We start from the raw sequence: 15,070 nt of genomic DNA on the forward strand, positions 1-15,070 counted from the left end.
CATCCAGTGATCAGGACGCTCGCCATCGCCAACTACCGGTCCATCCGGGACCTCGCGATGGAATTGCACGGACTGGACATTGTCACGGGCGCCACGGCAGTGGGAAGTCTTCGCTGTACCGCGCCCTGCGGCTGCTGGCCGAATGCGCAGGGGGCGATTCCGGAAACGTCGTGGGTTCCCTTGCCCGGGACGGTGGATTGTCGTCCACGCTGTGGGCCGGGCCGGAGACCATCAGCGAGGCAATGCGCCGCGGTGATGTTCCCCTCCAAGGAACCGTCCGGCGGGAGTCGGTCAACCTGAAACTGGGCTACTCCGGTGACGGGTTCGGCTACTTGGTAGACCTCGGCATGCCGGTGTCCAGCGGCTCCGGCTTTGACGCGGAGACCGGGAAAACGCAGCCCTCCGCTTTCAGCCTGGATCCGGAGATCAAACGGGAGCAGATCTTCTCCGGACCGGTAGCCAGGCCGGGCTCATTGCTGGTTGACCGCAAAGGGGCCCTCGCCAGGCTGCGCGGTCCGGACGGTGAGTGGACGGAACTCTCCCGGCGTTTGGACACCTACCAGAGCATGCTGACTGAGGTCTCGGACCAGGACCGGGCCCCGGAAGTCCTGCGGGTCCGCGATTCCGTGCGATCCTGGCGGTTTTACGATCATTTCCGAACGGATGCCGAAGCTCCCGCGCGGCAGGCCCAAATAGGTACCCGCACCCCTGTTCTGCACCACAGCGGCAGGGACCTGGCGGCCGCCCTCCAGACGCTGCGCGAGGTGGGCTTCGAACGGCAGCTTGACGCCGCCGTCGATCATGCTTTTCCCGGAAGTCGGCTGGGGATCTCCGTCAGCGATGGCCGTTTCAGCGTGGAGCTGCGGCAGCCTGGCATGCTGCGGCCGATGAAGGCCGCCGAGCTTTCGGACGGGACGCTTCGCTTCCTCCTGCTCACAGCTGCGTTACTGACTCCAAGGCCTCCCGAACTCATGGTGCTCAACGAACCCGAGACAAGCCTCCACGTCGATCTGATGCCGGCACTGGCTGGACTCATTGTCCAGGCCAGTGCCAACAGCCAGATGATCGTGGTGACCCACTCCGAGGCCTTGCTCAAAGCACTGCGGGAGAGCGGGTCGGCACATGAGCATGAGCTCTACAAGGACCTCGGCGAAACCAGGATCAAGGGCCTGGGATCGCTGGAAGGTCCGTTATGGAGCTGGCCCAAGCGCTGATCGACGGTCAGAACGCCGATCCGATGGACGTGAGTTGCTGAGCGCTGGAACCGGCGAAGCGGTTCTCAGGGCGGGCAAGCCCATAGTGTCCGCGCAGCGTGGAGGCGGTGTATTCGGTACGGAAAAGGCCACGCTGCTGGAGAATCGGCACCACGTGGTCCACGAAGGTCTCCAGGCCCGAAGGAAGGACCGGCGGCATGATGTTGAAGCCGTCGGCGGCGCCGGCAAAGAACCAATCCCGGATGGCGTCCGCAACCTGCTCGGGCGTTCCGGAGAAGGTACGGTGGCCACGTCCGCCGCCCAGGCGACCGATCAGCTGCCGCACCGTGAGCTGCTCGCGTCGCGCCAGTTCCACGATCAGCGTGTAGCGGCTCTTGGCACCCTCAATTTCATCTTCGGAGGGCAGGTCTGCAGGCAACTGCCGGTCCAGCGGAAGGTCCTCAGGCTTCAGGCGCAGGGTCTTGGCCAGCTGTTCGCGGGCATACTCCGGCTTGATCAGCTCGTCCAGCTCACGCTCAAGCTTCAAGGCCTCGGCCTCGGTGGAACCGATCACCGGGACGATGCCCGGCAGGATCTTGATGCCCTCGGGGTCCCGGCCCACTGCGGCGGTGCGGGCCTTCAGGTCACCGTAGAACGCCTGGGCGTCGGCCAGGGTCTGGTGCGCGGTGAACACAGCTTCTGCGTACTGTGCGGCCAGCTTCTTGCCGTCCTCAGAGGATCCTGCCTGCACTATCAAGGGATGGCCCTGCGGTGAACGCGGAACGTTCAGCGGACCGCGGACACGGAAGTGCTTGCCTTGGTGGTCGATGGCCCGGATCTTGTTGTCGTCGCCCCACACACCCTCGGCCTTGTCGGCCAGTACGGCGTCGTCTTCCCAACTGTCCCAGAGCTTCTGGGCCACGTCGATGAACTCGGCCGCCCGTTCATAGCGGACGGCGTGGGCCGGCTGGTCATCCACGCCGAAGTTCCGCGCGGCGTCCGGTCCCGCCGTCGTGACGACATTCCAACCAGCGCGGCCGCCGCTGACCCAGTCCACCGACGCGAAGCGGCGTGCCAGGTTGAAGGGGTCGTTGTAGGTGGTTGACGCCGTGGCGATCAGTCCGATCTTCTGCGTGGCCGCCGCGATGGCGGTCAGCAGGACGGTTGGCTCCAGTTTGCCGGCGGGACGGCGTCCCACCTCGCCGAACAGGACCGGGGAGTCGGCGAAGAAGATGGAGTCGAGCTTTCCGCGCTCGGCGGTGCGGGCGAGGTGCTGGTAGTGCTCCACTTTGGTGGGGGACAGGGGGTCGCTTTCCGGGAGCCGCCACGAAGCTTCGTGGTGCCCTGTGCTCATGAGGAAGGCGTTGAGGTGGAGGTGGCGCTGTGGTTCGGACATGGTTTCTCCTTGGGTGGCAATTAAGGTGGGGCGGTAGGTATTCAGGCGGCTGCGTGGACGCCAAGGGCGGCGAGCAGTTCGCCCCTCAGCGAGTAATGGTCGACGCCGGCTCCGGCCACGCGCTCCAGGGCGACACGACCGTCCTGGAGGACGATGACGCGATCCGCGAGCGTGATGGCCTCGTCAACGTCGTGGGTGACCAGCAGGACCGCGGGCTGATGGGCGGCTACGAGTTCCTTCAGGAGCGCGTGCATTTTCAGGCGGGTCAGGGCATCAAGGGCCCCGAAGGGCTCGTCGGCCAGGAGCAGACGCGGCTCGCGCACCAAGGACCTCGCCAGGGCAACACGCTGTTGCTCGCCGCCGGACAGCTCGTGCGGCCACGCCTTTTCACGGCCGGCGAGTCCCACTTCGGCGAGGGCGCGTCGGCCGCGGGCGTCGGCGTCGTGGTCCCTGAGGCCCAAGGTGACGTTGCCCAAGACGCTGTCCCATGGCAGAAGCCGGGAGTCTTGGAACACCACCGAGACCTGTTCGGGGACTTTAACCACTCCGCTGCCGCGGACATCGCGGTCCAAGCCCGCCAGTGCGCGCAGCAGCGTGCTCTTGCCGCAGCCGCTGGGGCCCAGGAGGGCCACGAACTCGCCGGGGGCGATGTCGAGGTCGACGCCGTTCAGGACACCTTTCGGCCCGAAGCTGCGAATGAGGCCGCGGACGGAAACCTCGTAGGAAGGCGGCGTGCCTAGCCCGCCAGTGTTCGTTGCCATGACAAGGCCTTTCGTTCCAGGAGCCGGACGGCGGCGTCGGAGAGCAGTCCCAGGACGCCGTACACGGCCAGGCCCAGGACGATGATGTTGGTTTGGCCGTAGGTGCGGGCGAGCTCCATCATGTAGCCGATGCCACTGGTGGAATTGATCTGTTCCACCACTACCAAGGACACCCACGCGCCTGTGACGGCAAACCGCAGGCCCAGGAAGAACCCCGGCAATGCCCCGGGAAGAACCACTCGGCGAATGAAACCGGCCCGGCTCAGGCCAACGGTCTGTGCCAGTTCCACGTAGCGGAGATCGATGCCGCGCAGTCCGGCGTGCGTTTGGAGGTAGATCGGGACGAACACACCCAATGTGATGGTGAGGACTTTCATGGTTTCGTCGATGCCGAACCAGAGGATAAGCAATGGGATGAGCGCCAACCCGGGGATGGCACGCTTGATCTGCACAGGACCATCGATCAGGGACTCACCCACACGGCTCAGCCCGGACAGGACCGCCAGGACAGCACCCACAACGATTCCGAAGAACAGGCCCAGACCGGCACGCTGTGCAGAGATCGCGAGGTTCTCCTGGAGCCGGCCATCCGCGATCAGTTCCCCCGCCGTGGAAACTACGGTCCACGGCTCGGACAGGATGCGGGGGTCCAACAGGCCTGTGGCGGAGGCTGCCACCCACAACAGGATCAGCGCGGCAGGGCCAACCAGACCGGCAAAACGGCGTCGTCGGCCAGGTCCCAGGCGGCGGCTGCTCGGCCGGATGTCCGGCCTAGTGGAGAGGTTCGGATCAAGATGGGGCTCGACGACGGTACCCGGGTGGGTGCCGTGGCCGCCCCCGAACGGGGGAGCGGTGACCGTGGTCGAGCGTCGGGCAGCAGTGGTAGTCATGGCTACGAACCCTTCCCTGCAGCGGCGTAGGCGGTGCCGCCAATGGCCTCGAATCGCAGGTCATACAGCTTGGCGGCGTCCAGGTTCGGTTTCTTCTGCTCCCGTGAGAGCAGGTCGATGGTTTGCTGGTGCCGTGCTATCGCGTCGGTCCATGAGGTGGGGAGGTCGCGCTCGCCGGCGGCATCGATCAGGTACTGGCCGTCCTCAGCGGAAAGTCCTTGGTTCTTGACGTAGTAGCCTTCAAGCCACTCTTTGGGGTGGTCTTGGATCCAGCGCTGGGCCTGCCCCCAGATCTCGACATACTCAGCAAGCGCTGCGGCCTTCGCCGGGTCATCCAGCACCTTGGCCGGCGCATACAGGTGGCCGGGGTCGTCGCGGAGCCCGTGCCGCAGCGTGGTTCCGCCGTCGGCGCCGTACTTGGCCAGGTAGCGCTTGATCTGGACGCCACCCAGCGGAGCGGCATCAACCTGCTTGCTGGACAGGGCCGTGGAATAGGTGTCGCCGGTGCTGGGCAGTTCCACGAGCTTCACGTCGCCCTGCTGAAGGCCCGCCTTTTCCAGGATGCGCAGCACTAAAGCACCCTGAGCCTGGCCGGGGCTGTACGCGATCTTCTTGCCGCGGAGGCCCTGCAAGTCAGTGATGCCCGCGCCGGGTGCCACTCCCAGTTCGTACAGCGGGTGGTTCACGGCGTCCTGGCGGTAGACGCTGGCGACGATCCGGACATCCAAACCGGTCCACGTGGCGTGGATGGGAGGAATGTCGGCGACGGACCCCACATCCAGGGCGTTGGCCCGGAAGGCTTCGGTGGTGGCAGGGCCGCCGGAGATGTTGGCGAACTTCACGGGGAAGCTGAGCAGCTTGTCCAAACCGGAGAGTTCGAGCGCCACCTGGACCGAGGGGTCACCTACTACCAGGGTGGTGCCCGACGGCACGGCAGTAGCAAGAGGGGCGGTCACTTGTGCGGCCTGCGTGGCTTCACCTCCCGCTGTTGCTGCTCCACCGCAAGCCGTCAGCAGGCCGAGGGCAGGAAGTGCGAGGAGGGCGCCGAGGACATGGCGGCGGTTCGGAGGGGTTTTGGGGTGTTTTTGGGCGCGAAGGGACGCGGACGACATGAACAGCCTTTCAGGTGCTTGGGGGTTCGCTGGTGGCCCGGAGCCGAGGGCATCGACGGGGCAGCGGGGGAGATCGCTTAGTTCTGAAGGCAGGACGGACAGCAGGAGTGAGCCTGCGTTGCGTGCGCATTCGAAACGGTCTTGGGCATCGTTCCTCCTGTTCTGTATCCACGAAGATGTCAAAGGTGAGGGCGTCAGTCACTCCCCGTGTGGCAACTCAAACACGCGCACTATGCCGTGCACCAGCGTTTCGACATGTGCACGCAACAGCAGGAAACCGGGGTTCACCGCACGCAATGCGGCTCAATTCGCCGCCACGTGAGGCAACACAAAAGCAGCCCACTGGCCACCCGGCTGAACAGCGGCAGCCGGTTATCCGCCGTCGTGCCTTCCACACGTGACTGATAGTTCCATCACGGAAAGGCGCATTTGGCACGCGGCGCCGGTGCGGCGCGACTACCATTGGTAGGTGCTTTCGCCGATTACCGTCCGTCCCGCCCTGCCCGAAGACTACGACGCCGTTGCCCGCATTACGCAGGACTCCTACGTCACCGCGGGGTACTACGGCGACGCCGATCACCCGTACCTGCAAAAACTCCAGGACGTGGCCGGCCGTGCGGAACACGCCGAGATTCTGGTGGCAGAGCGCAACGGTGAGGTCATCGGTTCCGTGACGGCAGCTCCGGCCGGCGGTGGCTTCTCGGACATCGGACTGGATGACGAACTGGAACTGCGCACCCTCGTGGTGGATCCGGCTGTCCAGCGCTCCGGCGCGGGCCGGGCCTTGGTGCAGGCCGTGGTGGACCAAGCCAAAGCCATGGACGGGATCAACGCGGTGTCGCTGACCACCGGGGCAACATGGGAAAGCGCCAACGCCCTCTACTCGCGGACCGGTTTTGACCGCGCCCCGCACCGCGACTGGTTCGTTCCCGGCACCGACATAAAGCTGTTCGTTTACAGGCTCGAGCTCTCGCAGTCATAAAGTTTCCTTGGTACGGCCGGTCACCGGACCGGGCGAAAACGACAGGAAAGGCGCGGCATGCGCAAGACATTCGGCACGGGTTCGGTCTGGGAGCAGACCCTTGGCTACTCCCGCGCAGTGCAGGTGGACAACACTCTCTTCATTTCCGCCACGGCTGCCAGCGGCCCCGATGGCATTGTTGGCGATGACTTCTATTCGCAAACCAAGTACATCCTTGAGAAGCTCGGCGCGGTGCTGGAAGACGCCGGATTCTCCTACGAAGACGTGGTCCAGTCCAAGCTGTACCTGACGGACATCAGCAAGTGGGAAGATGCCGGACGCGCGCACGGCGAGGTCTTCGGTGAGATCCGCCCCACGCTGGCCCTTGTCCACGTCCTGCCGTTCCTGGATCCCGAAATGCTCGTGGAGATCGAACTCGTGGCCCAGAAGTCCGCGTAACGCACCCAACTGAGTCGCATTAGTGGTTGTTCTGAGCGCTCAGAACAACCACTAATGCCAGCTGGTTGGGCTAGCTCGGGATGCCGTAGCGGTGTTCCGGGCGGCCGGTGGTTCCGTAGCGCAATTGGATTTCGACGGCGCCATCGTCCGCGAGCGACGACAGGTACCTTTGCGCTGTGGCGCGGGAGACGCCAACCCGTTCCGCGACCTCGGCGGCGGAGTATTGCTCGCCCGGAAGCAGGGAATCCAGGACTGCCGCTTCAGTTGCGGACCTCGGCTTGGCGCTTGGTGCGACGTCGCCGGGAATGAGTGACCGCTTGGCACGTTCAATGGTGGTCTGGTCGACAGCCGTCTGTTGTCCGAGGATCCTGCGATACCGGGCGTAGGACCTCAACTGCTGGGACAGGGTTTCCGCGGTGAAGGGCTTGAGCATGTATCCGAGGGCTCCGCGGCGCAGGGCCACCTTGATGGATTGCGCATCAGAGGCAGCAGTGAGCATCACGGCATCCACGTCCAGCTGGCCCAGCAGGTCCAGCCCCGAGCCGTCAGGCAAGTACACATCCAGCAGCACCAAATCGGGCCGAAGGCTGTGGATAGCCTGCAGCGCTTGGGATACAGAGCCGGCCGGTGCCAGGGCCATGAAACCGGCCACCGAATCCACATAGGCCGCGTGCAGCCTGGCCACGTGGAAGTCGTCATCAACGATCAGCACCCTCAGATCCTCAGCCACTGCTGTCCTCCCTCATCGTCGACTCCACCCCGGTGCCGGCCGCATCCATGACCCCCGGGATGCTCGCCATGAAGACCGCCCCCGGACCACCTTCGCTGCCTGGATCCAGGACACGAACATCGCCTCCGCGCCTCCGCGCAAGCTGCCGGACCAGTGCCAGCCCCAAACCTTGCCCGGCCCCCGAGCGTACCGGTTGTTCCGACGTCGTAAATCCCTCGGCGAAGACTTCCTCAGGTTCCAGGCTCCCAAAACCGTCGCCTGAGTCGCCCACCACGATGTGCAGCGTCCCGCCGCTCCGGGTGACGTCGTCCAGCAGCTCAACTTCCACCCAGCGCTCCGCTGCGGAACCGGCGACGGCGGCACTTACCGCGTTGTCGATCAGGTTGCCGAGCACTGTGGTGACGTCCTGCGGATCCGCAACGTGCCCACGGACCAGCGTTTCCGGGCCGATGCGAAGGGCAACCCCGCGCTCCGAGGCCTCCACCCCCTTGGCGCCGATGAAGGCTTGCAAATAGGTATCCTGCAGGAGCTCTGCCTGCTCAACGGGGAATTTCAGCGGCCCTGTGGCAGAGATCCTGGCAAGGTATTCCTTGGCGGAATCGTGCTGGCCGATGCTGATGAACCCGGCGATTGTATGAAGCTGGTTGGCAAACTCGTGGCGCTGAGCACGCAGGGCCGTGGACATGGTTCCCACGGCGTCCAGTTGCCGGGTGAGCTGCTGGAGTTCCGTGCGGTCGCGCAGCATGACCACCCACCCGAGGTCTTCCTTGCGGTGCCAGGCCTTACGGGCGTTAGCTACCAGGACCCGTCCGCCGGCCACGATTTCAACGGCCTGGGCGTCCTGCGCCGCTGGCTGGGTGAGGTGCTTGAGTTGTTCGGGAACGTTGGCCGTGGCCCAGTCTTGGCCGGTGGCGTCCGGGATGTCCAGGAGCCGGGATGCGGCTGCGTTGAACACCGAGATCCGACCGTCGGGAGCCACGCCGATCACGCCGTCGTCCACACCTTGGAGCACTGCCACCTGGTCGTGGACCAGGGTGCTGATTTCTTCCGGTTCCAGGCCGAGGGTGAGCCGTTGCAGCCTGCGCCGGAGCAGGAAGGACGCCAGCACGCCCGCCAGCAACGCCCCGCCTGCGGTCAGGGCAATGGGGACAATGTCGCGCGCCAGGCTGTTGCCCAAGGACTCAACGGAGTAGCCGACGCTGACTTCGCCCACGATGGTGCTGGTGGAGTCCGGTGCATAGACGGGCACTTTGGCTCCGGCCGAGGGCCCCAGCGTTCCTGTGTTGCGGGTGGTGATTTCCTGTCCGCCGAGGGCCACGGTGGGATCGGTGCTGACCCGTTCGCCGAGCCGGGCCGTCTCCGGGTGGGCCAGGCGAAGCCCTGTTTCATCGGTGATGACAACAAAGAGAGCGCCGGTGCGGACGCGGACTGCCTCCGCTGCCGCCTGCAGGGGACCGGAAGCGAGGACCTCCGGTGGCGGTGTGCCTTCTTCCTTGCTGATCTCCTGGACACCGGCCCTGATATCGGGATCTGCCGCGACTGTCCTGGCAAGGGTCAGGGCCTGGTTTTCGGCTTCGTCGCCGATCCGCTCGTACACCAGCCAGGCATGGACGGCGCCGCTGAGCAGGACCACCAGCAGCACCACCCCTAGTTGGAGGAGGAGGGTTTGGGTGGAGAAGCGCATACTGACTCGCCTGTTGCGGGGCACCTTCACTCCTTTCCTCCAGCTCCATTGAAGCATTGAGCACAATGCGCAAAACGTTCTCAATGAGCAGTATTCCCAACAATTCCCGGAAACCCCAGCCCGTGACGGGCGCCACCATATCGTCTGTAGTGCGCATCACATCGACGTGGCGCCATTCACAGTAGTAAGGAGCCGGCCGTGCTGGTTTTGCTTGGATTCGCAATGATTGCGGTATTCATGGTCCTGATCATGACCAAAAAATTGACGCCAGTGCTGGCGCTGATCATCGTTCCCACCGTCTTCGGCCTGTTCGCCGGAGCGGGCCTCGGCATCGGCGACATGGTGATGGACTCCATGAAGTCCATGACGTCCACGGCCGCACTCCTCATGTTCGCCATCATCTACTTCGGCCTGATGATCGACGTCGGACTCTTTGACCCCCTGGTGAAGTTCATCCTCCGCAAGCTGGGTAACGACCCCGCCAAGGTTGTCCTCGGCACCGCCATCCTCGCCGCAGCAGTTTCCCTGGACGGCGACGGCTCCACCACCTTTATCCTCACTACTGCCGCGATGCTGCCCGTTTACCTGCGCCTCAAGATGAGCCCGGTGGTCCTCACCTGTGTGGCCGGCCTCGCCAACGGCACCATGAACATCCTGCCGTGGGGCGGTCCCACCGCACGCGCCGCCACCGCGCTGCACCTGGATGTCAACGACGTCTTCGTCCCCATGGTCCCGTCCCTCATCGTTGGCCTCATCGTCGTGCTGGTCTTCTCCTGGCTCCTCGGCCTGCAGGAACGCAACCGCCTCCGCACCACTGCCCCCGAGATCTGGGGGGACGTCGCTGATCCTTCGCAAGCGTTCGACGGCGGCTCAGGTCGCCGCGGCGGTTCAGTCGCCACCGCAGGCAAGCCGGGCACCGGCGGAGGTTCCGGCGTCGCGGTTCTTGAAGATCCAGCAACCCTGGTTGACGACCACGACACCGCCATGGCAGATACCGCCCTGGACCCCAATCGCACCACGCTGCGCCCCAAGCTGTTCTGGTTCAACCTGGGCTTGACCGTAGCCGTCATGGTGGTCCTGGTGGCCAACATCGTGCCGCTCCCGTTTGTCTTCATGGTGGGCTCGGCCATCGCCCTCCTGGTCAACTTCCCCAAGGTCAAGGACCAAGGCGCCCAGCTGATCGCCCACGCACCGTCCATCGTGGCCGTAGTCAGCATGGTCATGGCTGCTGCTGTCCTCACCGGCGTGCTGAACGGCACGGGCATGGTCAAGGCAATGTCCGAGTGGCTGGTCCAGATCATCCCCGCAGAGATGGGCCCGTTCATGGCGGTCATCACCGGCCTGCTCAGCATCCCGATGACGTTCTTCATGAGCAACGACGCCTTCTACTTCGGTGTCCTTCCGGTCCTCTCCGAAACCGCCGCGCACTACGGCGTAGGAGCAGCGGACATGGCTCGCGCTTCCATCACTGGCCAGCCCTTCCACCTCCAGAGCCCCCTGGTTCCGGCAATCCTCCTGCTGGTCTCCCTCGCCAAGGTGGATCTGGGCGACCACCACAAGAAGGTCCTCTGGCGCACGGCCGTCATTTCGATCGTGATGTTGGCAGTCGGAGTCCTGACCGGGGCCATCGGCATCGGCTAACCAGCCACCACTTCAAGTGTCGAGTTCGCGGGTTCGCTATGAATTCGCCGTTCAGTAACGGCGTATTGTGCAGCGGACCCGCGAATTGGCGTGCGAGCACGCGGAGGATGGCGCCCGGGTGTAGCGTCAGGACACCCCGGCACACCCAAGACAAGTAGACTGGTTCGGAAAACCATTTGAACTTTGCAGGGGAGATCCATGGCTGCGATCAACCGTGACGACGTCGCGCATCTTGCGCGTCTGGCTCACATTGAAATGAGTGCCGAAGAACTGGACAGGATGGCTATTGAGCTTGCTGTCATCGTGGATTCGGTGAAGAGCGTGAGTGAAGCTGCCGGGGACGATGTCCCGGCTACCTCGCACCCTATTCCGTTGACCAACGTCTTCCGTGAGGACGTTGTGGGTCACACGTTCACGGCCGAGCAGGCGTTGTCCGGCGCCCCGGATGCTTTCGAGAACCGTTTCAAGGTCCCGGCAATCCTGGATGAGGACTAATCACCATGACTGAACTGAAGAACGAACTCATCCGCCACTCCGCTGCCGATCTTGCTGCCAAGCTGGCTGCCCGCGAAGTTTCCGCGGTCGAGGTGACGCAGGCGCACCTTGACCGCATTGCCGACGTCGACGGTCAGGTTAATGCGTTCCTGCACGTTAACAGCGAAGAGGCTTTGGCCGTTGCCGCGGAAGTTGATGCTGCTCGCGCCGCCGGCGGTGCTGCTGCCGAGGAACTGCACGCCCTTGCGGGTGTGCCGATCGCGGTCAAGGACCTCATCGTCACCATCGGCCAGCCGACGACCGCTGGTTCAAAGATCCTCGAGGGCTGGCACAGCCCGTATGACGCCACCGTGGTGAAGAAGCTTCGCGCGGCCAAGATGCCTATCCTGGGCAAGACCAACCTGGACGAATTCGCCATGGGTTCCTCCACGGAGCACTCGGCCTACGGCCCCACCCGCAACCCATGGGACCTGGACCGCATTCCCGGCGGTTCGGGCGGTGGCTCCGCTGCCGCCGTCGCCGCTTTTGAAGCTCCGCTGGCCCTCGGGACGGACACTGGTGGATCCATCCGCCAGCCCGGTGCCGTCACCGGAACTGTTGGCATGAAGCCGACGTACGGTGCCGTGTCCCGTTACGGCGCCATTGCCATGGCGTCGTCTTTGGACCAGATCGGCCCGGTGTCCCGCACCGTGCTGGACTCCGCCTTGCTGCAGGAAGTCATCGGTGGACACGATCCCTTTGATTCCACGTCCCTGACTGACCCGTTCAACAACTTGGTTGCTGCTGCCCGCGTGGGCAACGTAGCCGGCATGAAGATCGGCATCATCAAGGAACTGCACGGCGAGGGCTACCAAGGCGGTGTCGAGAACCGTTTCAACGAGTCCCTCCAGTTGCTGAAGGATGCCGGTGCGGAAATTGTCGAGGTTTCCTGCCCCAACCTGAAGTACGCCCTGGGGGCTTACTACCTGATCATGCCGTCCGAGGTCTCCAGCAACCTGGCCAAGTTCGATGGCGTCCGCTTCGGTATGCGCGTGCTGCCCAAGGATGGTCCCATGACCATTGAACGCGTCATGGGTGCCACCCGTGCTGCCGGCTTCGGCGACGAGGTCAAGCGCCGCATCATCCTGGGCACCTACGCACTGAGCGCCGGTTACTACGACGCTTACTACGGCTCCGCTCAGAAGGTCCGCACGCTGATCCAGCGTGACTTCGACGCCGCGTTTGCGAAGGCCGATGTCCTGATCTCCCCGACGGCGCCAACCACGGCGTTCAAGCTGGGGGAGAAGCTGGACGATCCCCTGGCCATGTACCTGAACGACGTCGCCACGATTCCCGCAAACCTTGCCGGTATCCCTGGCCTTTCCCTTCCGGGTGGCCTTGCTGACGAAGACGGCCTGCCCGTTGGTATCCAGTTGCTGGCTCCGGCCCGCGAGGATGCCCGCCTGTACCGCGTGGGTGCCGTACTCGAATCCATCCTTGAAGAGAAGTGGGGCGGCCCCATGCTCGCGCAGGCGCCGGATCTGAAAAATGCTGTCCTTGACGCAGCATCCACCACCGCCGGAGGTTCCAACTAATGTCCGTCGACGCAACCCTGAGCTTCGAAGAGGCCATGGAGAAGTACGATCCCGTCCTGGGGTTCGAGGTCCACGTGGAGCTCAACACCAAGACCAAGATGTTCTCCTCCGCGCCGAACGTCTTCGGTGATGAGCCGAACACCAACGTCAACGAGGTTGACCTTGGCATGCCGGGCGTCCTGCCCGTGGTGAACAAGACGGCTGTGGAGTCGTCCATCAAGATCGGCCTTGCCCTGAACTGCAAGATCGCCGAATCCTGCCGTTTTGCCCGGAAGAACTACTTCTACCCGGACACCCCCAAGAACTTCCAGACCTCGCAGTACGACGAGCCGATCGCCTACGACGGTTACCTCGACATCGAGCTGGAGGATGGCACGGTGTTCCGCGTGGAGATCGAACGCGCCCACATGGAAGAGGACGCCGGCAAGCTGACCCACATGGGCGGCGCTGCAGGCCGAATCCAAGGCGCCGACTACTCGCTGGTGGACTACAACCGTTCGGGTGTTCCGCTGGTTGAGATCGTCACCAAGCCGATCGAGGGGGCCGGGAGCCGTGCGCCTGAGCTGGCCAAGGCTTACGTCGCGGCTGTCCGCGAGATCGTGAAGAATCTCGGCGTTTCCGATGCCAAGATGGAGCGCGGCAACGTCCGTTGCGACGCCAACGTTTCCTTGCGCCCGCACGGCCGGGAGCGGTTCGGCATCCGTTCAGAGACCAAGAACGTGAACTCGCTGCGCGCCGTCGAACATGCCGTCCGCTACGAGATCCAGCGCCACGCCGCCGTTCTGGACTCCGGCGAGCCGGTCATCCAGGAGACGCGCCACTGGCACGAGGACACTCGTTCGACGACGTCGGGTCGCCCCAAGTCCGACGCCGACGATTACCGCTACTTCCCGGAGCCGGACCTGGTTCCCGTCGTCGCCTCCCGTGAGTGGGTGGAGGAACTCCGCGCGACCCTTCCAGAGCCGCCGGCAGAGCGCCGCAAGCGCCTCAAGGAAGCCTGGGGCTACTCGGACCTGGAATTCCGCGACGTCGTTAACGCCGGTGTCATGGATTCCATCGAGGAGACCATCGCAGCAGGTGCGTCCGCCGATGTCGCCCGTAAGTGGTGGATGGGCGAGATCGTCGGTCGCGCCAAGGTAGCTGACGTCGATCCTTCCGAGCTTGGTGTCACACCGCAGGTGATCGTTGAGCTGAACAAGCTCGTCGAAGACGGCAAGATCAACAACAAGATGGCCACACAGGTCCTGGACGGCGTCCTCGCCGGCGAAGGTACCCCCGCGGAAATCGTCGAGAAGCGCGGCCTCGCGGTCGTGTCCGACGACGGTCCGCTCCTGGAAGCCATCGACGCCGCACTGGCCGCACAGCCGGATGTCGCGGAGAAGATCCGTGGCGGCAAGGTCCAGGCCATTGGCGCGATTGTTGGCGGTGTCATGAAGGCTACCCGTGGCCAGGCAGATGCCGGCCGCGTCCGCGAACTGATCCTGGAGAAGCTCGGCGTAGAAGGCTAAGGACTCCGGGTCCAAGCCCAAGTAGCTCGCAGTTGTGGTTGTTTTGAGAGCTCAGAACAACCACAACTGCGAGCTACTTTTTTGTGGGACGGGCGCACAATGGATTCATGGGCACCACGACTCCAGGCCTTCACAGGGCCCTTCTCGCCGGCGGGATCGCCGTCGCACTGACCGCGGGAGGGACCGCCGTCGTGTGGGCAGGCACCCAACCCGGCCCGTCGCCGTCGAGCGCCTCGGCGTCGCCCGGACCATCGGCATCCGCCAACGCCCAGTCCACGGAAGGCCGCGGGCATGCCATCCATGGCGAACATGTCGTGAGGCAGCAGGACGGGACCTACCGGACCGTTGTCACCCAGGCCGGAACCATCGACGCGATCAGTGGCTCCGAAGTAACCGTGAAGAGCGAAGACGGCTTCACGCAGCGGTACGCGATCACTGCGGAAACCAGCATCGCGAAGGTCCCCGCAAACGTGTCCGAGCTGAGGAACGGCAGGGGCAAGCCCACGCTGCCCTCGGCCGCCGCTGTTGACCTCGCCGCCGGAGACACGGTGCGCCTCAGCGGCACGAAAGACGGCGATACCGTGACCGCCATAAGGATTGTGGCAGGGGAACTGCCCGCCGGAGTCAAGGGCGGCCACGGGCACAGGGGCCACAGGCCCAAGTAAG

At 64.5% G+C, this 15,070-nt stretch carries 13 protein-coding genes and 1 pseudogene; 8 read left to right on the forward strand and 6 right to left on the reverse strand.

All coding sequences use genetic code 11. The annotated features are described in order from the left end of the window. Positions 1-6: 6 nt before the first annotated feature. Positions 7-1,214 (forward strand): annotated as a pseudogene (locus FQP90_RS15940) (AAA family ATPase). A gap of 7 nt (positions 1,215-1,221) precedes the next feature. On the opposite strand, the gene FQP90_RS15945 reads toward FQP90_RS15940, so the two are convergent. Genes FQP90_RS15945 through FQP90_RS15960 form a run of 4 tightly spaced genes read right to left on the reverse strand, consistent with a single transcriptional unit; the run spans position 1,222 to position 5,352 of the window. Further along, positions 1,222-2,589 (reverse strand): LLM class flavin-dependent oxidoreductase, encoded by a 1,368-nt coding sequence (locus tag FQP90_RS15945; RefSeq protein WP_144652063.1) that lies wholly within the window; start codon positions 2,587-2,589, stop codon positions 1,222-1,224. 41 nt (positions 2,590-2,630) lie between these two features. Continuing rightward, positions 2,631-3,350 (reverse strand): ABC transporter ATP-binding protein, encoded by a 720-nt coding sequence (locus tag FQP90_RS15950; RefSeq protein WP_144652064.1) that lies wholly within the window; start codon positions 3,348-3,350, stop codon positions 2,631-2,633. Next, positions 3,326-4,240: an ABC transporter permease gene (locus FQP90_RS15955; protein ID WP_144652065.1), complete on the reverse strand. Its 915-nt coding sequence runs from the start codon at positions 4,238-4,240 to the stop codon at positions 3,326-3,328. Before FQP90_RS15955 ends, FQP90_RS15950 begins: the two co-directional genes overlap by 25 nt. Before the next feature lie 2 nt (positions 4,241-4,242). Continuing rightward, entirely contained in the window at positions 4,243-5,352 is a 1,110-nt protein-coding gene (locus tag FQP90_RS15960; protein ID WP_144652066.1) for an ABC transporter substrate-binding protein, read from the reverse strand. 469 nt (positions 5,353-5,821) lie between these two features. Here FQP90_RS15960 and FQP90_RS15965 point away from each other — a divergent pair, with 469 nt between their 5' ends. After that, positions 5,822-6,334: a GNAT family N-acetyltransferase gene (locus FQP90_RS15965; RefSeq protein WP_144652067.1), complete on the forward strand. Its 513-nt coding sequence runs from the start codon at positions 5,822-5,824 to the stop codon at positions 6,332-6,334. A 57-nt stretch (positions 6,335-6,391) separates the two neighbouring features. Beyond that, positions 6,392-6,772: a RidA family protein gene (locus FQP90_RS15970; protein ID WP_144652068.1), complete on the forward strand. Its 381-nt coding sequence runs from the start codon at positions 6,392-6,394 to the stop codon at positions 6,770-6,772. A gap of 70 nt (positions 6,773-6,842) precedes the next feature. Here FQP90_RS15970 and FQP90_RS15975 read toward each other — a convergent pair whose 3' ends face one another. Next, the gene (locus FQP90_RS15975; protein ID WP_144652069.1) at positions 6,843-7,502 is read right to left on the reverse strand and encodes a response regulator; all 660 of its coding nucleotides are present in this window, start codon (positions 7,500-7,502) and stop codon (positions 6,843-6,845) included. Next, positions 7,495-9,186: a sensor histidine kinase gene (locus FQP90_RS15980; protein WP_144652137.1), complete on the reverse strand. Its 1,692-nt coding sequence runs from the start codon at positions 9,184-9,186 to the stop codon at positions 7,495-7,497. Before FQP90_RS15980 ends, FQP90_RS15975 begins: the two co-directional genes overlap by 8 nt. A gap of 198 nt (positions 9,187-9,384) precedes the next feature. On the opposite strand from FQP90_RS15980, the gene FQP90_RS15985 reads away from it, so the two are divergent. From FQP90_RS15985 to FQP90_RS16005, 5 genes are all read left to right on the forward strand, one after another. Next, positions 9,385-10,827, forward strand: a complete 1,443-nt coding sequence (locus FQP90_RS15985; RefSeq protein ID WP_144652070.1) for a CitMHS family transporter — start codon at positions 9,385-9,387, stop codon at positions 10,825-10,827. A gap of 198 nt (positions 10,828-11,025) precedes the next feature. Continuing rightward, a complete protein-coding gene (gatC, locus tag FQP90_RS15990) occupies positions 11,026-11,322 on the forward strand; it encodes an Asp-tRNA(Asn)/Glu-tRNA(Gln) amidotransferase subunit GatC (RefSeq protein ID WP_144652071.1) in 297 nt (98 codons plus the stop codon). A 5-nt stretch (positions 11,323-11,327) separates the two neighbouring features. After that, a complete protein-coding gene (gene gatA / locus FQP90_RS15995) occupies positions 11,328-12,896 on the forward strand; it encodes an Asp-tRNA(Asn)/Glu-tRNA(Gln) amidotransferase subunit GatA (protein ID WP_144652072.1) in 1,569 nt (522 codons plus the stop codon). Beyond that, positions 12,896-14,404 (forward strand): Asp-tRNA(Asn)/Glu-tRNA(Gln) amidotransferase subunit GatB, encoded by a 1,509-nt coding sequence (gene gatB, locus FQP90_RS16000; protein WP_089594286.1) that lies wholly within the window; start codon positions 12,896-12,898, stop codon positions 14,402-14,404. Before gatA ends, gatB begins: the two co-directional genes overlap by 1 nt. A 107-nt stretch (positions 14,405-14,511) precedes the next feature. Then, the gene (locus FQP90_RS16005; protein ID WP_144652073.1) at positions 14,512-15,069 is read left to right on the forward strand and encodes a hypothetical protein; all 558 of its coding nucleotides are present in this window, start codon (positions 14,512-14,514) and stop codon (positions 15,067-15,069) included. The last annotated feature ends 1 nt before the right edge of the window (position 15,070 follow it).

The organism is Paenarthrobacter nitroguajacolicus, from assembly GCF_007786235.1.
GTDB classification, from domain to species: Bacteria; Actinomycetota; Actinomycetes; order Actinomycetales; family Micrococcaceae; genus Arthrobacter; species Arthrobacter nitroguajacolicus_A.

Bases quoted from the DNA above. Each gene is read 5' to 3' on its own strand.
- FQP90_RS15945 (WP_144652063.1), bottom strand. From the start codon at position 2,589: ATGTCCGAACCACAGCGCCACCTCCACCTCAACGCCTTCCTCATGAGC.
- FQP90_RS15950 (WP_144652064.1), bottom strand. From the start codon at position 3,350: ATGGCAACGAACACTGGCGGGCTAGGCACGCCGCCTTCCTACGAGGTT.
- FQP90_RS15955 (WP_144652065.1), bottom strand. From the start codon at position 4,240: ATGACTACCACTGCTGCCCGACGCTCGACCACGGTCACCGCTCCCCCG.
- FQP90_RS15960 (WP_144652066.1), bottom strand. From the start codon at position 5,352: ATGTCGTCCGCGTCCCTTCGCGCCCAAAAACACCCCAAAACCCCTCCG.
- FQP90_RS15970 (WP_144652068.1), top strand. From the start codon at position 6,392: ATGCGCAAGACATTCGGCACGGGTTCGGTCTGGGAGCAGACCCTTGGC.
- FQP90_RS15980 (WP_144652137.1), bottom strand. From the start codon at position 9,186: ATGCGCTTCTCCACCCAAACCCTCCTCCTCCAACTAGGGGTGGTGCTG.
- gatC (WP_144652071.1), top strand. From the start codon at position 11,026: ATGGCTGCGATCAACCGTGACGACGTCGCGCATCTTGCGCGTCTGGCT.
- gatA (WP_144652072.1), top strand. From the start codon at position 11,328: ATGACTGAACTGAAGAACGAACTCATCCGCCACTCCGCTGCCGATCTT.
- gatB (WP_089594286.1), top strand. From the start codon at position 12,896: ATGTCCGTCGACGCAACCCTGAGCTTCGAAGAGGCCATGGAGAAGTAC.
- FQP90_RS16005 (WP_144652073.1), top strand. From the start codon at position 14,512: ATGGGCACCACGACTCCAGGCCTTCACAGGGCCCTTCTCGCCGGCGGG.